Origin of the sequence: Phyllobacterium zundukense (assembly GCF_025452195.1) — a bacterium.
Lineage (GTDB): Bacteria > Pseudomonadota > Alphaproteobacteria > Rhizobiales > Rhizobiaceae > Phyllobacterium > Phyllobacterium zundukense_A.
Window position 1 is genome coordinate 3035428 of record NZ_CP104973.1, and the last position, 21716, is coordinate 3057143.

General features: G+C 55.9%; 18 protein-coding genes. 15 read left to right on the forward strand and 3 right to left on the reverse strand.

All coding sequences use genetic code 11. The annotated features are described in order from the left end of the window. Both N8E88_RS27245 and N8E88_RS27250 read right to left on the reverse strand, forming a co-directional pair. Positions 1 to 1671 carry an arylsulfatase gene (locus N8E88_RS27245; protein WP_410010622.1) on the reverse strand — a complete coding sequence of 557 codons (1671 nt, stop codon included), beginning with the start codon at positions 1669 to 1671 and terminating at the stop codon, positions 1 to 3. 323 nt (positions 1672 to 1994) lie between these two features. Then, a complete protein-coding gene (locus N8E88_RS27250) occupies positions 1995 to 2504 on the reverse strand; it encodes a two pore domain potassium channel family protein (RefSeq protein ID WP_262293304.1) in 510 nt (169 codons plus the stop codon). A gap of 268 nt (positions 2505 to 2772) precedes the next feature. Between N8E88_RS27250 and N8E88_RS27255 the strand changes: the two genes are divergently transcribed. From N8E88_RS27255 to N8E88_RS27305, 11 genes are all read left to right on the forward strand, one after another. Further along, complete coding sequence (locus tag N8E88_RS27255; protein WP_114430106.1) at positions 2773 to 3240, forward strand: DUF992 domain-containing protein; 468 nt, start codon at positions 2773 to 2775, stop codon at positions 3238 to 3240. A 188-nt stretch (positions 3241 to 3428) separates the two neighbouring features. Next, positions 3429 to 5870 carry a mechanosensitive ion channel family protein gene (locus N8E88_RS27260; protein ID WP_262293305.1) on the forward strand — a complete coding sequence of 814 codons (2442 nt, stop codon included), beginning with the start codon at positions 3429 to 3431 and terminating at the stop codon, positions 5868 to 5870. Between the two features lie 301 nt (positions 5871 to 6171). Beyond that, a complete protein-coding gene (locus N8E88_RS31610; RefSeq protein WP_315975266.1) occupies positions 6172 to 7425 on the forward strand; it encodes a septal ring lytic transglycosylase RlpA family protein in 1254 nt (417 codons plus the stop codon). Between the two features lie 61 nt (positions 7426 to 7486). Beyond that, entirely contained in the window at positions 7487 to 8623 is a 1137-nt protein-coding gene (locus N8E88_RS27270) for a D-alanyl-D-alanine carboxypeptidase family protein (protein WP_262295655.1), read from the forward strand. Positions 8624 to 8709: 86 nt separating this feature from the next. Continuing rightward, positions 8710 to 9381: a dTMP kinase gene (gene tmk / locus N8E88_RS27275; RefSeq protein ID WP_262293306.1), complete on the forward strand. Its 672-nt coding sequence runs from the start codon at positions 8710 to 8712 to the stop codon at positions 9379 to 9381. Continuing rightward, on the forward strand, positions 9378 to 10436 hold the full coding sequence (locus N8E88_RS27280; protein ID WP_262293307.1) for a DNA polymerase III subunit delta': 1059 nt from the start codon (positions 9378 to 9380) through the stop codon (positions 10434 to 10436). Before tmk ends, N8E88_RS27280 begins: the two co-directional genes overlap by 4 nt. Before the next feature lie 94 nt (positions 10437 to 10530). Continuing rightward, on the forward strand, positions 10531 to 12078 hold the full coding sequence (gene metG, locus N8E88_RS27285; protein WP_262293308.1) for a methionine--tRNA ligase: 1548 nt from the start codon (positions 10531 to 10533) through the stop codon (positions 12076 to 12078). Between the two features lie 4 nt (positions 12079 to 12082). Continuing rightward, positions 12083 to 12883 (forward strand): TatD family hydrolase, encoded by an 801-nt coding sequence (locus N8E88_RS27290; RefSeq protein WP_262293309.1) that lies wholly within the window; start codon positions 12083 to 12085, stop codon positions 12881 to 12883. After that, positions 12876 to 13685, forward strand: a complete 810-nt coding sequence (locus N8E88_RS27295) for an MBL fold metallo-hydrolase (protein WP_410010623.1) — start codon at positions 12876 to 12878, stop codon at positions 13683 to 13685. The genes N8E88_RS27290 and N8E88_RS27295 overlap by 8 nt, the downstream gene beginning before the upstream one ends. Then, positions 13682 to 14152: a YbaK/EbsC family protein gene (locus N8E88_RS27300; protein ID WP_262293311.1), complete on the forward strand. Its 471-nt coding sequence runs from the start codon at positions 13682 to 13684 to the stop codon at positions 14150 to 14152. Before N8E88_RS27295 ends, N8E88_RS27300 begins: the two co-directional genes overlap by 4 nt. A gap of 150 nt (positions 14153 to 14302) precedes the next feature. Further along, positions 14303 to 15736, forward strand: coding sequence for an ISNCY family transposase (locus tag N8E88_RS27305; RefSeq protein WP_262290503.1), 1434 nt, complete (start codon positions 14303 to 14305; stop codon positions 15734 to 15736). A 106-nt stretch (positions 15737 to 15842) separates the two neighbouring features. Here N8E88_RS27305 and N8E88_RS27310 read toward each other — a convergent pair whose 3' ends face one another. Beyond that, on the reverse strand, positions 15843 to 17420 hold the full coding sequence (locus N8E88_RS27310) for a CYTH and CHAD domain-containing protein (protein ID WP_262293312.1): 1578 nt from the start codon (positions 17418 to 17420) through the stop codon (positions 15843 to 15845). 142 nt (positions 17421 to 17562) lie between these two features. Between N8E88_RS27310 and N8E88_RS27315 the strand changes: the two genes are divergently transcribed. The 4 genes from N8E88_RS27315 (at position 17563) to N8E88_RS27330 (ending at position 21708) form a co-directional block, all read left to right on the forward strand. Further along, complete coding sequence (locus N8E88_RS27315; protein WP_262295656.1) at positions 17563 to 18093, forward strand: SixA phosphatase family protein; 531 nt, start codon at positions 17563 to 17565, stop codon at positions 18091 to 18093. 56 nt (positions 18094 to 18149) lie between these two features. Continuing rightward, on the forward strand, positions 18150 to 18461 hold the full coding sequence (locus N8E88_RS27320; protein WP_262293313.1) for a hypothetical protein: 312 nt from the start codon (positions 18150 to 18152) through the stop codon (positions 18459 to 18461). A 93-nt stretch (positions 18462 to 18554) separates the two neighbouring features. Next, entirely contained in the window at positions 18555 to 19376 is an 822-nt protein-coding gene (gene mazG / locus N8E88_RS27325; RefSeq protein ID WP_262293314.1) for a nucleoside triphosphate pyrophosphohydrolase, read from the forward strand. A 394-nt stretch (positions 19377 to 19770) separates the two neighbouring features. Continuing rightward, entirely contained in the window at positions 19771 to 21708 is a 1938-nt protein-coding gene (locus N8E88_RS27330; RefSeq protein WP_262293315.1) for a hypothetical protein, read from the forward strand. Positions 21709 to 21716: the final 8 nt, after the last annotated feature.

The window sequence follows — 21716 nt, forward strand, 5'->3', positions numbered from 1 at the left end:
TCAATTGCCGGTTGGCAGTGGAATAGTAACGCCTTCCTTCGCGAGCGAGTCCCGCACCCACTCGAACTTCTGATAATTCGAAAGCGTGATGGGTCCTGTGTAGCCGACGCTCTGCATCTTGCGGGGCGGATACTCAACATAAGTTTTCATGATTTTCTGAAGTTCCTCGCCCATGACCACACCCATCCAGGTCCGCTCGGCGAAGTTGTTCATGAAGATATCATAGCGTTCCTGCGGGTCCTGCCACAGGTCGAACACCTGGGGTACCGTGGCGACATACTTTTCCGCGCCCTTCCAGCCGAGGTTCGAATCGACTGCCAGTCCGCCGGTCGAGGCTCCGTCATCGCCACGAAGATTGAACGCGAACTTGTAGTTGTTAACGCGAATAGCGCCGGGTGAAAGCTCGTTCTCGGTGAAATAGAACCAGGATTTGCGTGGCGATGGACCCGAGCTGGTCAGCACAGGTGTCATGTCAAAGCTATCGAAGATAATTGGCTTGTCTTCGCGGTCCTTGTCGGGCAATGGCACACCAGCGACCGAGGCAAACGTAGCCATGAGGTCTAAACCGCCAAGGAGCTCGTGGTTCTTTGTGTTGGGCTTGACCTTGCCAGGCCATACGGCGATCGCCGGAACGCGATTGCCACCCTCACGCAAGGTGCCCTTGGTACCGCGGAGAGGCGTGTATCCGGCATCCGGATAGACATCCTGCCACGCGCCGTTGTCAGTGGTGTAGAAAACCAGCGTGTTCCGGTCCATGCCTGTCTCACGCAGCTTGTCCATGATCCGGCCGATGCGGGTGTCGAGTTCGACAACCGAATCCGCATATTTGCTCTTCGACAGTGATTTCAGCTGAAACTCGGGCGCCGGCATGTTCGGCTGATGGACCTTCATGAAGTTGACGTTTATGAAGAAAGGTTCGTCCGGCTTCTGTGATGCTGCATCAAGGAATTCAATCGCTGCCTTCTCGACGTAACTGTCGAAGAACGGGATGCCGACGACGCCTTCCTTGCCGTCGATCGTCGGGGTATCGACATATTGGCCGTTGACCTTGAATTCCTCTGTCACCGGACCACCGGCCTTGCCGGACAGCGCACCCTTCGTCACCTTCTGAAACATTGCACGGAGCGAAGGATCCATGTCGGGGAACCAGGTCGGGTCCGCGTATGTATAGGCATTGAGGTGATAGAGGCCGGCATATTTCATCTCGTCGTAGCCCTGGGCATTGGGCAGGGCATAATCGGCTTCACCAAGATGCCATTTGCCGGTGAAGTAAGTGTGGTAGCCGCCGCGCTTGAGCACGGAGGCAAGCGTCCATTCGGCCGCCGGCAGGCCTCCGCCTTGACCCTGGAACGCTACTGTCGTCATGCCGCTACGATTCGGAATGCGGCCCGTCTGCATGGCGGCACGGCCAGGTGTGCAACTTGGTTGTGCGTAGAACGAAAAGAAGGTCATGCCCTCGCTCGCCAGTTTGTCGATGCTCGGCGTTGGCATGCCCCGTCCTTCGCCGCCGCCATAAGGACCGAGGTCGCCATAGCCAGTGTCGTCGGACACGATGAACAGGATGTTGGGCTTCTTTTGCGCGTCCTGCGCCTCGGCGGGTGCGAGCACACCGCATAACATCGTCCCGGCTACCAAAGCACCAAGACTGAACTTCAGGGTTCTCCCGGTCATTTTTAGCTTCTCCGTTTGACATTGCGTATTCATTTTTGACGAGATCACGGAGGCCGCGTTCGGCGGCCTGAAACGTCCCTCCCGGCTGTACGAAACAGCGATCCGAGCAATGCTGATTGGGTGTTCGATGGTGAGCAGATTTACGCAAATTCGCAGCCGTGAGGTGTCCTCCGTTTAAACGCCGACTAAGTATTTTACTCGAAGTTATGTCTGCTACTTCAAATTATTCTTGGATCAGCTGCCGGTGAAGTACGTAACAGTTACAAACACGGACGTTGCCGGCAGGCCCTTAAAGTTTTAATTGTTCAACTTCTGTACGGACGTCAGGAGCTATTCCGGTTGCCGGAATCTTCCGAAGAAGCGCCATCGTCCAATCCCTTGGCGCGCTCCCTGTCGAGCCTGCCAAACTCCGTCATGATGCTTACGAGCACGCTGCCCGTCCACCCGAAGGTGAACAAACCGGATATCGCTATGACTGGTCCGAGCAACCGCCACTGATCAGGCAATCGGATGGTACCTTCGCCGAGTGTGGTGTAGTTTTCCAATACGAAATAATAGCTGTCCCGCATCGAGGGAATTAAACCTCGCGCAGAAATCGGAATGGCCCAGATAAGGGTCTCGGCAAAATGCAACGTTGCAAGGGACGCGATGGTGACCGCCAGCAGCAGGTTTAGTCGCCAATGTGGCGTGCTTCTTGTCATATGAATCCAGGATCTGCTGAAGCGTCGATTTATGACTCTGATGCCCGCGCCGTGGACGAAAATGACAATGATCAATATCAGCGTGCCAACCGCAATTTCCAGAACAGGCGTGGTGGTTGAAAGTTCGTCCATCCTTTTGTCCTTATGAGCTCAAGAAGAGTTGCAGCCCCGGTTCTATCCGCCCGGGTGGTGATGAACCAGACTACTCGCAACGTTCGGTCCAATCAGTCCCAAGTCAATTGTCAGGTGCGAAGTTCGGGCGTCGAATGTTCTTCGGACAGCCTCCCTGTAACTGTTACGTACTTCACTTCTTCGGTCTGCAACGAACCTATGGGGTTTCAGTGTATCGCTCGAAACCGCCCAACGTTGTTTCCAACGGATCGAACAATAGGAGTTGCGAATGACTTTTTTCCATAGGATTCTTGGGTGTGCCGCCGTGTTCATTCCTTTTGATGCAGGTGCGCAATCCACCCAGATTGGAATGCTCGCCTGCGATGTGTCCAAAGGGATAGGTATGTTTGTCGTGGAGAAGCAAAAGCTTTCCTGCACATTCAAGCAGGACAAAGGCGGTAACACCGACAATTACACCGGATCAATCGACGAATTTGGCATTGCAATCGGAGAAGTTGCATCGGGGCATCTGGTCTGGGGTGTCGTTGCAGCGACGAGTGGACTTCCAGCGGGAGCGCTCGCAGGTACCTATGCCGGTGTCGGGGCAAACGCCTCGGTCGGGCCCGGCGCGGGTGCTAACATACTTGTGGGCGGCACGGGCAGAGCATTTTCCTTGCAGCCCGTTTCGGTGGAGGGCCAGGAGGGCATCAACTTCGCCGGAGGGGTTACGACTGTCACTCTAAATCCGGCACCTTGATTGGTCATGGGCGCATCCAGCCGGGCGGCGGAGAAGGTTTGTTGGGAAAGCCGGGGGACAGGCGCAGGCGCAATATCGGAACGGCAACAGATCGTCCGTCTGCCAATATAAAGCGTAAAATGCCTTGATTGTGCCGACATGAACGGGCAATCGTGCGCTGAAAATTGTTTTTACGTGGATTTGACCCTGTGATTCCTTCCTCCGTCCGGCAGATGCTTCTGGCGATTTATACGGTTTTGATTCTCGCCTGCGCGGTACATGCGGCGGCAGCGCAAGCGCCTGCGCAAGCTCCTGTTACGGGCATTGTCGCGGAACAGCGCCCGGCAATCGATGCCGTGAAGAAGCAAATCGCAGACTATGCCCAACAAATGGAGAAGGCCGACACCGACGCAGCATTGGCGGATCTGCGCCTCAATCTGGAGGCCAGCGCCAAAAAACTGTTGGACATCGGCGTGTCATTCAGACCGCGTGTCACGGAAATCAATTCGCGGCTGGATCAGCTCGGTCCTCCACCAGCCCAAGGCCAGCCGCCTGAAGCGCAGATCGTCACCGATGAGCGGGCGAAGCTGATCACCGAGAAGGCCGAAATCAATGCCGTCCTCGGCGAGACCGAGGATCAGTTGATCGCGGCCAACAAGATGATTGAGCGAACCGTCGATGCACGGCGTGAATTGTTCACCAACACGCTTTCGCAGCGCGTCAACATCAATTATTCGCTCGGTAGCGAAGTCGCCGAAGCCTACGGCCAGGAAATCCGAACGATGAATCAGGTTGTTTCATCCTGGTGGCGGTTCGTCGTTTCTTTCAAATGGCAATCCATGCTGGCCGCTGCCTTTTTTGCGGCGATTGCAGCGCTCGTTTTGCTGATAGGCGGTCAGCGGACACTCGGCCATCTTTATCTGCGTGACGCGACTATTGAATCGCCATCCTATCTCAGCCGCCTCGCTGTCGCGTTCTGGTCGACGCTCATGCGGTCGCTGACGGTGGTTGTCTTCCTTGTCACGACCTACTTATTCCTCAATTACTTCAACGTGTTGCGACCAGATATTGCATCACTTATCTATATGCTGTTTTGCGTTATCGGCATCGTGTATTTTGTTCACGCCCTGGCCCAGGCGGTGATCTGTCCGGGAGCACCAAACTGGCGTCTGGTGCGCATAGCGCCGCGGCCAGGCCGTATCCTGATGGTGCTGATCACGGCCACAGCAACAATCACCGGGCTGGACTACATCGCCGATACAGTCAATCAGATCGCTGGTTCGCCATTGTCGTTGACTGTCGCAAAGAGTCTCTTTGCTACCGTTCTGATGGGCCTGCTCATCATCGCCATGGGGTCATTGCGGCCGCTGGAAGACGAAGAAACCGGCAACATCAAGCCATGGCCGAGGGCTATGCGCGTGTTTCTCTATACGATCGGCCTTGTGCCTATCGTCGCGGCGCTTCTGGGCTATATCGGTCTGGCACGCTTCGTGTCCCAGCAGATCGTTATCAATGGCGCCGTGGTCGTCACGATGTACCTCGGTTTCCTGACAGCGCGCGCGGTATCCGATGAGAATGCACTCACGGGAACGAAGCTTGGACGGGCAGTACAGAACCGTTTTGGTATGGATGAGACTGCTCTGGACCAGCTCGGTCTGGTGTTGAGTATCGTCATCAATATCTTGGTTCTAGCGCTGGGCATTCCGATAATCCTTCTGCTGTGGGGATTCCAGTGGAGCGAAATGTCAGCTTGGTTCGTCGCAATCGCGACGGGCTTCCAGATCGGTTCGGTCAATATTTCACTGGTTTCGATTGCAATCGGCGTTCTGTTGTTCGCGCTGTTCTACGGGTTTACGCGCTGGTTCCAGGGGTGGCTCGACAATCGGGTCATGGCGCGCGGCAGGCTCGATTCAGGCGTACGCAATTCGATCCGCACCGCTGTTGGCTACCTTGGCCTCGGCATAGCAGGCGTCATCGGCATTTCAGCGGCCGGCATCAACCTTTCCAGTCTGGCCTTGGTCGCCGGCGGTCTGTCGCTCGGTATCGGTTTCGGTATGCAGGCGATCGTCTCGAACTTTGTTTCCGGTCTTATCCTGCTGGCAGAACGACCCTTCAAGGTCGGCGACTGGATCGAGACCGGCGGCGTCGGCGGCATTGTCAAGAAGATCAGCGTCCGGGCAACGGAGGTCGAAACCTTTCAGCGTCAGTCCCTCATCATTCCAAACTCATCTTTTATCAACGGCAGTGTCGGCAATTGGACGCATCGCAACAAGCTTGGCCGCGTCGATATCCCGATTGGCGTTTCGCATAAGGTCGACCCCCGCCGTGTGCATGCCATCCTGACGGAAATAGCCCGCGGTCACCCGCTTGTCTTGAAGAACCCGGAACCGTTTGTCGCGTTTAGTGCAATCAGCGAGTCAGTCATGCAATTCGAGATGCGCGTCCATCTCGCGGATCTATCCAACTCCGGCACTGTTCAGAACGAAATCCGCTTCACTTTGATCGACCGTTTTGCCGAGGAGGGGATCGAGATCCCTTATCCGCAACGGGATGTGAATCTGCACCTCGAAGATGCCGATTCCATCGTCGAGATGCTGACAGACCGGGTAAGGGACAAGCTCGCCAGTGAGGCAAAGAAGATCAAACACTGAACAACTCCTGGTATGAGTCCGCCCTACACAAAAAGTGAACCAATCCCAAACACATACCGCTGGTGGCGTTCAAGATGGCGGTAATAGAGAGCAGACGCCAGATATTGTTAAGCTGGTATCAATCTATCGGTGGCATTTATAGACTTGGTGCGGCTGCCATGATGGGTCTCGGGGTTGCGCCAGCATTCTGATCTGTCTATCAAATTACAAAATCCTTGGGGGCGGCCCGCGCGGCCGGCGGTTTGCATTGTCAAAAGCCAAAGCTTTTCGCGTTGTGGGAGTAGTTGCACTGGGCGCCCTTATGGCAGCGTGTGCATCATCGCCGCAGGTCAAAGTCGCCAAACGAACCCATGGCAAGGAATATTTCGCCGAAGCAGAATATGGTGTGAAGGCCAGTCCACGCGTCGTCACCGATTTCCGCAATATGCCGCGGGGCGGAGGGCGTAACCAGACCGGCCGAGCATATCAGGTCGCAGGTAAATGGTACTACCCCAGGGAAGAGCCGGGTTATGTCCGCAAGGGCAGGGCCTCCTGGTATGGTTCCGCCTTCCATGGCCGGCTGACTGCCAATGGCGAAGTATACGACATGAATCACCTTTCGGCTGCGCATCCCACCATGCCTTTGCCGAGTTATGCCCGTGTTACCAACCTGACCAACGGCAGTTCAGTTATCGTCCGCGTCAATGATCGCGGTCCTTACCACAGCAATCGCCTGATTGATCTTTCACAAAAGGCGGCCCAACTCCTCGACTATCATGATACCGGCACAGCCAATGTGAAGGTCGAATATGTCGGGCGTGCACCGTTGGAAGGGCGCGATGATAATTACCTGATGGCTTCCTATCGCGGCTCCGGCGCACCGGATCCTATCGGGCAGCCAGCTTCGGGCGTGATGATCGCCATGAATGGGCCGACGCCGACGCAGCATACACCTGTGGCAATTCCAGGCATGGCGCTGCCTCAGCCAGCCGGTATCCAGGTGGCGAGCCTCGGCAGCCAACCGATGTCGCTGAACGATCAGGCGGTTCACCTCGCAGCACCGCAACAGGCAATGGCTCCGATGGACAATTCGGGGCTTTCCTTCAACATGGATATCGTTCCGGTTCTACCGCTGATCGGGCCATATATCGATGACAAGCCGACGATCCTCATCGGCTCGCTCAAGGGTGGCAAGCAGGTGTCTCCGTTCGTCAGCTCCTATGCCAGCGAGCGCGTCGCAAGTGCGGACAGCACTGTGCAGGCCGCAAACAGCCTGCTTTCGCCAGAGGCTGTTTCGACCGCGTGGAAGGGCATGAGCGACATGCCGCGAGCCGCCGGTGGTTCGGGCGAATATATCGATGTCGGCCTGTTTGCCAGCAAAGCAGAAGCCCGACGGGTGATGTCCGCGCTTACTCCGCTTGGCAAGGTGGAACTGTCCGAAATTGCCAGCCCTGAGGGGCCGCGTCTCGCCCTGATCGCGCGGGCCAGCGCTGGAAAGAACCCCGACACTCTGCTTCAGGCGGCGTGGAAGGCTGGTGCCGTCGATGCATTCGTCGTCCGTGATGACGACAATTGATATCGAACGGCTTGGACGTTCTCTGACTGCGCCACTTCGTATTCTTGCTCTTGGCGTGGCCATGGCTCTCGCTTCAGCTAGCGCGCTGAACGCCCAGGATGCGCTGTTTGATACCAAGGCCAAGCAGGCGCTGATGGTCGAGGACCAGACCGGCACGATTCTTTATGCAAAATCACCTGACACACTGATCGAGCCGGCGGCGCTTGCCAAGCTGATGACCATGGAAGTGGTCTTCCATGCGCTCAAGACAGGAGAGATTACGCCATCGACACAGTATACCGTGAGCGAAAATGCCTGGCGAACAGGCGGGGCACCATCGGGTGGTTCAACCATGTTCGCCAAGCTGAAATCCTCCGTCAGCGTTGGCGACTTGATCCAGGGTGTCATTGTGCAATCGGCCAATGATGGCTGTATTATCCTCGCCGAGGGCATTGCCGGCTCGGAACAGAAATTCGCCGAGATGATGAACGCCCGGGCGAAGGAAATTGGCCTGAAGAGCTCGACCTTCACCAACTCGACCGGCCTACCTGATCCGAAGCAAAGGGTTTCGCTGACAGATCTCGTCACTCTGGCGCGGCATATCAAACACGAATATCCCGAATATTACCGAACCTATGCGCAGGATAATTTCACCTGGAACAATATCTTCCAGCGCAATCGCAACCCGCTGCTGCGTCTCGATATTGGCGCCGACGGGATGGGTACCGGCTACACCGAACAGTCCGGCTACGGTATTGTTGGCGCCGCGGAGCGGAACGGACGGCGTTATTTCGTTGCGCTCAGCGGCCTTGCCAGTGACAAGGAACGCGCCGAGGAGGCCAAGCGCATCTTCGAATGGGCCTATCAGGCCTTCGAGGAGGTTGACATCTTCGCGGAAGGCGAAACGGTTGGCGAAGCCAGTGTATTTGGCGGGGTCAAATCCACCGTCGCACTTAAAGCGCATGAGAAAATCAGCATTCTCATCCCGGTCGCCAACCGCGACCGTCTAAAGGCGCACGTGGTCTACCAAGGGCCATTGGCGGCGCCGCTGAAACCCGATCAGCCGGTCGGCACATTGCGGATATGGATCGGCGACGCGCTCGTCCAGGAAACGCCGGTGTACACGGCGGAAGCGATTGAGAATGGTGATCTGAAAAAGCGTTCGCTCGACGCCGTGTTCGAATTGACGACAGGTTGGGTCCGGCGACTCGATTTCTAAGACAATCCCGCCTCGACCTTTTTATTTTCGAGCGTTAGAACCATCTCAAAGACAAAGTGACTTCGCATCGAAAGACAGCTGATAGCGTGCAAGGACTATTCATCACATTTGAGGGCGGCGAGGGCGCAGGCAAATCCACGCAGATTGGCCGGTTGGCGGATCATTTGCGCGCCAGTGGCGATGATGTGCTGGTAACGCGCGAGCCAGGCGGTTCGCCGGGTGCGGAAGCCGTGCGCCATGTCATATTGAGCGGCGCCGCCGAACCTTTCGGCCCGGCGATGGAAGCCTTGCTGTTTGCTGCGGCGCGCAACGACCATGTGGAGCAAGTTATACGTCAAGCGCTTAAGGCCGGCCGGATGGTGCTCTGCGACCGCTATATCGACTCCAGCCGCGTCTATCAGGGTGTGACCGGCAATCTCGATCCAGATTTGATGCGAGCTATTGAACGCGCCGCCATCAACGGTCTCCTGCCGGATATGACGATCATCCTTGACCTGCCGGCCGAGGTCGGTCTGCAACGCGCCCATGCACGGCGTGGGGCAGGGACTGCCGACCGTTTCGAAAAGGAAACAATCGATCTGCACCGCAAGCGCCGTGACGCCTATCTTGCCATTGCGACCGCAGAACCCGAGCGCTGCAAGGTGATCGCTGCCAATCGCCCGGCCGATGAGATTGCAGCTGACATTACCGCACTCGTCGACCGGTTGAAGATCAGCCGCGGCATGAACGCCAAGCAAGGCACCGAGGTGACGAAATGAGCGACGCCGTCCTCGACGTGCCGGCAGCCCACGATACCATCGATGGTGTTCACGCGCCTTCCGCCAATCCCGCGCTGTTCGGTCACGCCGGGATAAGGTCTTTCCTCGCGCAATCCTATCAGTCCGGTCAGATGCATCACGCATTATTGTTCGAGGGTGCGCAGGGTGTCGGCAAGGCTACTTTGGCGTTTCATTTGGCCGGTCACATGTTGAAATATCCTGCGGAACGCGAGGCACCACTGACGCTTGCGCAGCCGAATTTTACAGTGGCACCGTATCGGCAACTTGCAAGCGGAACGCATCTGTCCGTGCTGCATATCAGCCGCCCGATAGATGCCAAGACCGGCAAGTTCAAGACCGGCATCACGGTTGATGAGATCAGGCGGGTCGCGCATTTCCTCAACCGTACCTCCCATGATGGCGCGTGGCGTATCGTCATTGTCGATCCGGCAGATGACATGAACCGCAATGCCGCCAATGCGTTACTGAAGACTCTTGAAGAACCGCCGCAGCGGACTCTGTTCATTCTGATCTCGCATTCTTCTGGCAGGCTGCTGCCGACAATCCGCTCGCGCTGCCAGTCGATCCGTTTCGAACCGCTTGAACGCCAAGATCTGCTTGCTGCTCTAGCCGCGATCAAGCTCGACACCGCACAGTTGCCCGATGGGGATTCGCTCATCGCCCATGCGGAGGGCAGTGTTCGGAAAGCCGCCTTGTTGCTGGCATTTGGCGGGCTGGAAATTTCGGAGGCGACCGATGCTATCCTGAGCAATCCCGTGTTCGACGTGCCCAAGGCCCAGGCGCTGGCAACGGCGCTGTCAGGACGCGACGCCGAGATTCAGTACGATCTCTTTCTCGATGATCTGTTGGGGCGCATAGCAGTGAAGGCGCGGCTCAGCGCGGAGCAGGGCGATGGTTCGCAGGCGAACCGCTGGTCTGGTCTCTGGCAGGACATGCAGAACGAGGCGAGGGAAGCCGCTGCTTTCAATCTCGACCGCAAGCAGACTGTTCTTATTTTCCTCGATAGAATGCACCGCGCCCTATCGGGCAGATAGAGCCCTGCCGGTATGGCAATCAGGTCCGACTTGCGTTATGTCAGCCAGACGTTTTTCCCAAGATGCCCAAACCAAAGACGAAATCAGGTCACGCATGAGCCGCGAAACATTTTACATCACAACTGCCATTTCCTATCCGAACGGAAGCCCGCACATCGGCCATGCCTATGAGCTTATCGCGACCGATGCGATCGCGCGCTTCAACCGCCATGACGGCAAGGACGTTCTGTTCCTCAGTGGCACGGACGAACACGGCATCAAGATGCTGCAGACTGCGCGCAAAGAGGGCATTACGCCACGCGAACTTGCGGACAGAAATGCCAAGCTTTTCCGTGACATGGGGCATCTTTTGAATGCTTCCTATGATGATTTCATTCGCACAACCGAAGAGCGGCATTACAAATCATCGCAAGCCATCTGGCAGAAGATGGCTGATGCCGGGGATATCTACAAAGGTGGTTACGCCGGTTGGTATTCCGTGCGCGATGAAGCGTATTACCAGGAAGAAGAGACGGAGCTGCGTGCCGACAATGTGCGCTACGCTCCAACGGGCGCGCCGGTTGAATGGATAGAGGAAGAAAGTTATTTCTTCCGCCTGTCGGCCTACCAGGACCGTTTGCTCAAACTCTATAGCGAAAATCCCGAGTTTATCGGCCCGGATGAGCGGCGCAACGAGGTCATCTCCTTCGTCAAGTCGGGATTGAAAGACCTTTCGATCTCCCGCACGACCTTTGATTGGGGTGTTCCGGTTCCGGGCGATGAAAAACACGTCATGTATGTCTGGGTCGATGCGCTGACGAATTACATCACCGCCGCGGGCTATCCCGATGAAAAAGCCGAGCGTTGGCGTTATTGGCCTGCTGATGTTCATATCATCGGCAAGGATATTATCCGCTTCCATTCGGTCTATTGGCCAGCTTTTCTATGGTCGGCTGGTATCGAACTGCCGAAGCGGGTTTTCGGCCATGGCTTCGTGTTCAACCGCGGCGAGAAAATGTCGAAATCGGTTGGCAACGTCATCGATCCGGCTGCATTGGTGGAGCATTACGGCCTTGATCAGTTGCGTTATTTCCTGCTGCGGGAAATCCCGTTCGGTCAGGATGGCAATTACAGCCATGAGGCCATCGTCAACCGGACCAATGCCGACCTCGCCAATGACCTCGGCAATCTGGCACAACGTTCATTGTCGATGATCGCAAAGAACTGCGATGCCAAGGTTCCACAGCCGGGTGCGCTGACCGACGCGGATAAGGCTATTCTCGAGCAGACCGTCGCGGCGCTCGATACCGCTCGCAAGGCGGTCGCCGGCCAAGCACTCCATCAGGCGCTGGCAGCAATCTTCGGTGTCGTGGCTGAAGCCAACCGTTATTTCGCCGCACAGGAGCCATGGGCGCTTAAGAAAACCGATCCGGCACGCATGGAAACGGTGCTCTATGTGACGGCGGAAGTGATCCGTCGTATTGGCATTCTTTGCCAGCCGTTTATACCGGGCTCGTCGGCCAAACTGCTGGATATCCTGGCTGTGCCGGCGGACAAGCGGGGCTTTGTCGATCTGAAAGCCAGCGAATTGATACCCGGCACTGAACTCCCGGCACCGCAACCGATCTTCCCGCGCTACGTCGAAGCAGAAAAAGCAGACTAGTTTCATGCTTGTCGATAGTCATTGCCACCTGGATTTTGCGGATTTTGCCGAGGAACGGGATACCATCGTTCAGCGGGCGCTGGACCATGACATCACGCGGCTGGTAACGATTTGCACACGCGTCCGGCGCTTTGGCGATATCATCAAGATCGCGGAGCAGTATGACAGCGTCTACGCATCGGTTGGAACGCATCCCAACAACGCGCATGAAGAGCTCGATGTGACAGCGGACGACCTGATCCGCTTGTCGGAGCATCCGAAGGTAGTCGCCATCGGCGAAGCGGGCCTTGATTACCACTACGACTATGCGCCTCCGGATGCGCAAGCGCAGGGTTTCCGCACTCACATTGCCGCTTCCCGCGCCACTGGCTTGCCATTGGTCATCCACGCCCGTGCCGCCGACGATGATATGATTTCAATTCTGACGGAAGAAACAGGGAAGGGCGCCTTCCCCTTCATTTTGCACTGCTTTTCGTCCGGTGCGGAACTGGCGCGAGTGGGCGTAGAACTCGGCGGCTATGTGTCGTTCTCGGGTATTCTGACATTCAAGAACTCACCTGAGATACGTGAAATCGCCAAAAACGTGCCGCAAGATCGGCTTCTGGTCGAAACAGATGCGCCATATCTTGCGCCCATGCCGCATCGCGGCCATCGCAACGAGCCAAGCTTTGTCCGGCATACGGCGGCTGTACTGGCCGAGACGATTGGCGTCAGTGAAGACGAGATCGCCAAAATAACAACAGACAATGTGTTCCGCCTGTTCACCAAGATGCCAAGGCCAAGTGCTGGAACCACAAATGCCTGATCGCTTGCGCTTCACCATTCTTGGTTGCGGCTCGTCTCCGGGCACACCACGTATCAATGGCGATTGGGGCAGTTGTGATCCGAGCGAGCCGAAGAACAAGCGACGGCGTGCAGCCATGCTGGTTGAACGCATTGCGCATCATGGCGGTGTGACGACCGTGATCATCGACACGGGACCGGATTTTCGCTCGCAGATGATCGATTTCGGCTCCGGAAAGCTAGACGCGGTTATCTATACCCATGCGCATGCTGACCATATCCACGGTCTCGACGATCTGCGCACATTCGTCATCGATCGCCGCGACTTGGTGGATATCTATGCCGATGCGATGACACAGCGGCGCCTGATGGAAGGTTTTGGCTATTGCTTCAAAACACCGGAAGGTTCGAGTTATCCACCAATCCTGCGACCGCACGAGATTATTCATCACGAAGCCTTCGAGATTGACGGGCCGGGCGGCGCGATACGCTTTCTGCCGCTGCCGCAGATCCATGGCGATATTCTTTCTCTAGCGTTCCGGATCGCCGATGTTGCCTATTGTTCGGATGTCAGCGCATTTCCCGATACGACAGCAGCGCAACTCTTCGATCTTGATACACTGGTCATCGATGCGCTGCAGTACAGGACACATCCAAGCCATTTTTCATTAAATGAATCAATAGAATGGATTGGAAAGCTCAAGCCACGTCGAGCAATTTTGACCCATATGCACATACCACTGGATTATGGAACTGTGCTGCGCGAGACGCCGGACAACGTCGAGCCGGCCTATGATGGCTTGTCGTTCGAGGTCGCGCTATGAGCAAGAGCGTCGAGCGTGTCCGTCAGGCGGCTGATGCGGCCGGACTTGATATCGAAATTCGCCAAATGTCCGATTCGACCCATACGGCTGAAGACGCGGCGATCCAGTGCGGCGTCACCGTCGAGCAGATCGTCAAATCCTTGATTTTTCAAGGCACTGATACGCAAAACCTCTATTTGTTTCTCGTTTCGGGTCCGCGCAAGCTCGATCTTGCCAAAGCTGCCAGGCTGACCGGCGAGACATTGCACAGGGCTGATCCCAAATATATCCGCAAGGAAACAGGCTTTGCCATTGGCGGCGTTTCACCGTTGGGACATCTGATCGACATCAAGACTTATGCCGACGAAACTCTGATGCAGTTCGATGTGGTGTGGGCTGCAGCCGGGGGCACCAACTTCGTTTTTCCAAGCGAACCAAGGGCATTGGCTAAAGCTGCAAAGGCGCAAATCGCCGATATTGCAGGCTGAATTGCCTGTTTGCCCGTATAGGACGGTTCCATAATCTATCTTATGCGATCTTCTCATGTAGCCGCAAAGTTAAAATGTCCTGTTTCTGCAAAGTAGAAATGTCCGTGTGTCACCTTCTCGTTCATCGCAACGAGATATGGGATTCAGATTTTGGGATGGATTTTAATGAGCGAACGCGAACTGCATCGTATCGAGGTTTTATCGGAGGTTGTTGAAGGGCGCCGCGCGCTCGCGTCGGCCGCAATTGTGCTGTCGCTGAGTGTTCGCCAAGTGCAAAGGATCGTGCGGACATTCTGTCTCGAAGGCGCGCCGGCACTGCGTCATCAGAGCCGCGGCCGCCGGTCGAACAACCGGATCAACGATGGTGTGCGGGATCTGGCGCTGCAGCTGATCCGCGAGCGCTACGCTGACTTTGGTCCGACGCTGGCGGCCGAGAAGCTGGCCGAGCACGGCTTTTCGGTTTCGCGCGAGACGTTGCGCAAATGGATGGCTGATGCCGGCATCTGGCTGTCGCGCAAACAGCGCCGGACGTTTCGTCAGCCGCGGTTGAGGCGTGAGTGTTATGGCGAGCTGATCCAGATCGACGGCAGCGATCATCACTGGTTTGAAGATCGTGGCGATCGGTGCACGCTGCTGGTGTTCATCGATGATGCGACCGGCAAGCTGATGCAGCTTTTGTTTGTGCGCTCGGAAAGCGCCTTCACCTATTTCGACGCTTTGGAGCTCTACCTTAAGGTCCATGGCCGTCCAGTTGCGTTCTACTCCGACAAGCATTCGGTGTTCCGTGTGGCGAAGAAGGATGCCATGAACGGCCAGGGCATGACGCAGTTCGGCCGGGCGCTGGCGGAGCTGAGCATCGAGATTCTGTGCGCAAATTCGAGCCAGGCGAAAGGTCGTGTCGAGCGGGTCAACCGCACCTTGCAGGACCGTTTGGTCAAGGAACTGCGGCTGGCCGGGATCGACGATATGGCGGCTGGCAACGCCTTCCTGCCCAGCTTTATGGAGCGGTTCAACGAACAATTCGCTGTTACTGCGATCCGCCCGGAGAATTTGCACCGGCCGCTCAATGTCGTCCCGGACCGTTTGCGGGAGATTCTGTGCAAGCGGGAACAACGCTACGTTGGTGAGCAACTGACGTTTTCCTATGAGCGCAAGCGCATCATGCTGGAGGAGAATGAGATTACCCGTGGTCTGGTTGGCAAATATATCGACACCTATGCCTTTGCGGACGGGCGCCTGGAGATGCGCTGGAAAGGGATCGCCCTTCCCTACAAAATGTTCGATATGGACCAACGTGTGACCCACGCAGCTGTGACCGAGAACAAAAGACTGGGCGATGTGCTGTCGATGATCAAGGCGCAGCAGGATCCGTTGCCTGCGCCGAAGGTGAAGACCAACAGCGAGGTCATCGCCTATCAAAAACGTGAGCGCAAACCCTCACGGAAGAACGACTGGGTCGAGGAACGAAGGACACGCAGACTACTGGACAAGGCCGCTGGGGCCCCGCTGGATGTCACCGGTCCGGGCTGCGATATTGAGGTCTCCGCCCTGCCCGGCGACGCGCCTCGGCGTCTGTCGGGATGACATTTCTACTTTGCAGAATCGGCGACATTTCTAATTGGCTGCCACATTGGATTGTAGCCGGGTGGGTTCTAATCCGAAGCGCGACTTACGATAGATATGTATCGCCCTACCAGAATTGCGCGGTTCGTTTGAACTTGCCCCATCTGTCATTCAGCTGGCTGGCACTCGTCATTTCACGATGTCCCTGCCAGCCGATCACAGCGCCAATGGCGCGATGCAGGTCAGGACTTTCCGCACGATCCTGGATATTCGACAGAACAGTTCGCGAGGTTCGGATATCATTGGCTTCCCCAAGTACATCCTGCAGTCGAGACAGCTGCTTGAGATATTTTCCAGTCGATCCCCGGTTTGCAAAAAGTGGCAAGAAGAACTCTGTAGCATAGCGCAGTTTCTTCAAGGTCAGTCGCAGCTTGTGTCGCGCTTCAGGCCGGAGATGGCGAAAATGCCGCCCGCGCTTGAGTGCCTTTTGCTCGATACGGTCAAGAAGGTTGGACGCAAATTTGGTTAGCGGCTCTGCAAGTCTCCGCAGACCCTCACTGGTAACCTCGGTTCGCCAGCTTTTCCGCTCAATGACGAGCCCCAGTGACAAAAGAAAACGGTTGGTTTGCGCCGCAGCAATACCATCACGCACCATGCCATAACTTTGATCCAGGAAGGGCTCGCATGCGTCGCGCAACCTTGAGAATTCAATGTCCGGCAGATTGGTCTTCTCGATATCGGCGAGCGTTGATTTGATAAAAACATCCCAGTTGCGTGCTGGTCCCAATGTTTGTGCGAAACGCCTCGCCTCGGCATCGAGCGCCTGAAGTGATGGTGTCTCCAACTCGCGCCGTAACAAATACAAAACCGTTCGCAGACGCCGCAACGCCACCCGCAACTGATGGACGCCTTGGGGTTCGCCGCCGTTTTCTGCCGGAGACAGATTTGCCAGTATCTGTTGCTGGCAGCTCGAAAGGAGCTTGGCGATGCCTTCATCTACGGTATCCTTGGAGTCAAGGTTAGACGAGGCCGCCTTCACAGCCCTTGGATCAATGCCAAGCGCGAGTGCATAGCCACGCGCGGATTTGCTCTGCGTTTCAAGGCACAACGGCGAAATATCCATCAAGCCGAGGCCAAGTTGATAGAGTGCCGCTGCCCTGCCCTGTTTTAGTTCAAGTTCAACCTCGCATAACGGTTTCCGTTGCGATCCGGCCTCAATCACGCCATCGTCGAACGCAACCTCGATCTGTCCTTCGGACACATCGACAGTCACACGATGCCGGCGCACCCTTGTGACAAAGATCGGCACGAGCTGATCGACGGCGATTCTGTCGAAGATCCCATCGATTTCCGACACTGGCAGCGCTCCGAGATCCGGGGCCAAGGTCTTGACCGGCGCTTCCCATTCCTGCCGTGTCAGCGGATCATCGACCGACATTCGCTTGATGGTTTGCACCAGGACCTTGCCACTGCGTCGAACCCGCAGGGAAATGCCGGCGCCAAACAACTTATGGTCAGCCGTATCGTAATAGGTTGTTTCCAACCGGCGTATCATCCCCTTGTTTCGGCAATCTTGCTGAAGGACAGGAGATGTTCGAATCCGGTCGAGCGAACCTGGAGGGGCACGCAGCTTCAGTTCGATTTCGACCGGAGCCGGTGGAGAGGGAATATCGACATTCGCATGCTTCTCCCTACCACGATCCAACGCAATCATCCTGTAAACGCCTTTGTTATTTCCTTCCCAACTCAATCCTATATTATCCTCCAGGACTCATATTGGTAGATGCATTCAGCCTTTCCTGTTTGGGTCGATAGTCGCGATGTCAACCAGCATGGTAAGACCGATGATGCGCAGGCTAATGCTTCTTCGCCATGCCAAGTCGGGCAGGCCCGACAACGTTGACGACCATGCGCGCCCGCTTGCGGAACGTGGCCGCCGGGAGTGCCCGTTGATGGGCATCTACATGGTGGAGCAAGGACTTTTACCCGACCTTGCCATCATATCAACAGCCCGTCGCACCATGGAAACATGGGAACTTATCCGAACTGCCTTTCCGAAGGATATTACGCAGATCATCGAGGCGCGGCTCTACGACGCTTCCGCCAAGGCGATCCTTGACGTTATCCACGAAACGCCACCTGACGTTAAGGCGTTGCTGGTCGCCGGACATAATCCCGGGCTCCATGATCTTGCCCTCGGACTGATCAGAACGGGAAGCCAGCACAATCTATCCCGATTGCAACAAAAATACCCGACTGCGGCGCTTGCGGTAATCGATTTCGGTGCCAGCAACTGGAAGGTCATATCCGAAGGCACCGGCCAACTCGAACGATTCGTGACGCCGAAGTCGATCAGCGGTTTATCCGGATTGGTGTAGTATGTGTCATTGCTGCAGGCGACGGCGTGAAATCCGTCAAGCCCAAGAGCGGGAGGATGTCAGCCATACGCCACAAGGTCCTTGTCATTGCCCTGCTCTTCGCAGCTCCGGCGTTCGCTCACGACGCCCCGCTCGGCTGGGCCTATGGTGCTGAATGTTGCAGCATGACCGATTGTTGGCAGGAGAAGGATGGCGCCATCCTGGAAACGCCAAATGGCTACCGTGTTGTCGTTACCGGGGAACTGATCGGCTACGGCGATAGCCGCATAAAACCATCGAAGGATCAGTTTTTCCATCGCTGTACGGTCAGCGCCGATCCCAAGGCACGGCGATCGATCTGCCTCTATGTTCCGCCAAGATCATTATAGAAGGCCCTGCCCGCCGGGTGCACGTTGTGGACAAGCAATCAATGGCGGCGCTTCGCCATATTCGCCGCTGCTGACTTGGCCTATCCTGCATCCATGAAACCATCACGCGACATAAGCCGCTTGCTCGACATTATGGCTGCCTTGCGGACGCCGGTCACCGGCTGCCCCTGGGATCTGGAGCAGGATTTCAAATCCATCGCGCCATATACGCTCGAGGAGGCATTTGAAGTCATTGACGCGATCGAGCGCGATGACATCGATGATCTGCGCGAGGAACTCGGCGACCTTCTGTTGCAAGTTGTCTTCCACGCCCGGATGGCCGAAGAGCTCAAGGCGTTCGATTTTGGCGATGTGGTTCAGGCTATAACCCACAAGATGATCCGCCGTCATCCGCACGTTTTCGGCGAAGAAGCGGCCCGCGGCGCCGGCATGGCCAAGGGCATGTGGGACAAGATCAAAGCCGAAGAAAAAGCCGAGCGCCGCGAACGCCGTGCAGCGCTCAATCTGGGTCTCGCCGAAGCCGATGGTTTTCTCGACGATATTCCGCATGGTTTCCCAGCCCTTATGCGGGCTTTGAAACTGCAGCAGAAAGCCGCGAAAGTCGGTTTTGACTGGTCTGAAGCTGCGCCGATACTTGACAAGATCGAGGAGGAAATCGGCGAGCTGAAGGAAGCAATCGCCAGCGGCAATCGGCAGGATACCGAAGAAGAATATGGCGACCTGCTTTTTGCGCTCGTCAATCTCGGCCGCCACCTGAAGTTGGAGCCCGAAAGCGCCCTGCGCGGCACCAACGAGAAATTCCGCAAGCGCTTCCACTACATCGAACGCAAATTGGCCGAACAGCAACACTCTCTCGATGCGGCAACGCTCGAGGAGATGGAAGCGCTGTGGCAGGAAGCCAAGACGGCGAAATAGCGCCCAATCTCATGCATGATTGTTAGGCATTTTCGAAATGCCGAATAAATATTGGGCATTCTCTACACCTCATCACAACTGTTGCTTGGTGATTTGGCTGTCTGGCGTGCATTTAACGCGCCCAAATGGCCCGTCTTGGCTTGAATTTGGCAATCGGCCCCAGCCAAGCAAAATTCTGGCCCAATATATTCACTTGGCACGTTACTTGCTGTGAAAGCGTGTGGTTCGATTAAACCACGAAACGTTACGACCGATATTTCAGCAATTTTTCTCTGGAGTTTAGATGAAAGACATTTTTGAAACGGGCCGCAAGCCGGCTCGCGCTACCGATCAGCCCTCCCCGATGCGACGGACCCTATTGAAGGCCTGCGCCTATCTGCCGACAGCGCCGCTCTTGGCCATGCTGGGCGGGTGTGACGGCGATGGCGGTGGGACTTCTGACGGCACATCCACGTTCACGCCGCCTGTCACACCGCCAGTCAAGACGCCGGAGAAGCCGACTGAAACCATCATAACGGACAAGCTGGACCTCAAAATTCCGCCGTTCATTGACAAGAATCCGATACCTTCGCCCAACCAGGACGCTCCGGGCATTGGCATAGAGCGCGAGAACAATCTTACCGACAAAGAGCCTTCGGTCGACCAGACAATCAGCGCTGTGCCGGATGCAGGTATACGGGAACCAGTCATTACAGGCGACGGCATAGAGCGCGAGAACAATCTTGCCGGCAAAGAGCAGTCGGTCAACCAGACAATCAGCACTGTGCCGGATCCACGTATACAGGAACCGGTCATTATAGGCGACGGCATAGATCCCGTGAACAATCTTGCCGACAAAGAGCCTTCGATCGACCAGACAATCAGCACTGTGCCGGATGCACGTGTACAGGATCAGGTCGTTGGGGGCATTGGCATAGAGCGCGAGAACAATCCTATCGGCAAGGTGCCGCAGATTGATCAAACGAGCCAGCCGCCAGCCCCCTCTAACCCGAAGAAAGTCGGCATCTACAGCCTGCAGTATCACTCGTTCAAGCAGGTTTCCGCACGCGGCGAGGTTGGGGAGGGAACGCCGGGCGCGGTCAGACTGGCTGGCGAGGCGAAGATCTTCGAAGGGATCGAGAGCTATCTGAAACGTTCATTGGACAACCGGTTTGCGCTCCTCTATCGCGCCATGGTGACCGCCTTTGAAAAACGGTCGCCTAAAGAATTCGATGTGAGTTTCGTCACGGCTCCGGAGTTCTACTGGAATGTGCCTTTTGGCGATTTCTGGACTAAGGAAGAACTGGAGCTTGGCGCAGACCTATGTCTGAACACGGTGACGAAGCACGTCAAAACCTTGATCAAAAAATTTCCGGCGCACCAATACGGGCATATTGTGCTCTTGCCGGGAACAATTGCCATGCTGAAGCCAATGACTGATCCCCGCAAACCAAATGGTACACCTGTGGGTGGTTCCACTATCTATGAGGCGTTCAATCAAGTCGTGTGCACGCACAACCTGCCTCTGAACGATGGCAAGAAGCGGCCTGCCTATATGATCTGGCCCAAACGGGTGGTGTCCCACATCGATTATTTTGACGAGTTGGGTGACAAAAGAAAGAGAGACGCTGGATGTGATGGCAGAGAATTGAATTCGTTGATGCCGAATCCGTCGCATCCGGGGCTAAAAAACCCGATACTGAAATGTACCACAAGCATTGCAAGCAATGTCAAAGTAAGGATCGGCTATGTCACCTCGTCAGTTGGTAGCTCGTATGATTCAAATGATAACTTAATCACCGGCAAGTTTCAGAATGATATTATAGAGGGTTTGCCTTTTGGCATCGACATTTGTTTGGATTATTCTGCTGCCAGCGTGCAACTGGACCAGCATCGCATCTCGCAGCTCAATGAGCGCCACTTCAAGCTGGATTTTCTGCTTGCAGCCGGCATGGGCCTGGACATCAACAATTATGCCAAAACGCCCCATATCCAATATGCAATACGCAATGAGGGTATCGGCGGCACGACTGGGGAGGTGGAAGTCTGGAAGCTGAGCTTAGACAAAGAAAAGCCTAAAGCCGGAACAAAATTTGTCAAGATCAGTGATGGATACCGGATAGGAACTCCCATGATTCGAATTGAAACAGATATCAGGGTCAACCAAAACGAAATTTTCGACGCGCCAAAGAATGCCGATACGAAAGATATCCCGAATATCCTTGACAAAATGAATCCCGGTTTGGTGAGTGTCTGGTCACTGGATACAGTCCAGCCGGCCGGCACAGTCATCGCCAGCAATCCCGCGCCAATGACAACGGTGGCTGACAAGACCATCCAGTTCATAAAATAAGCGGGCAT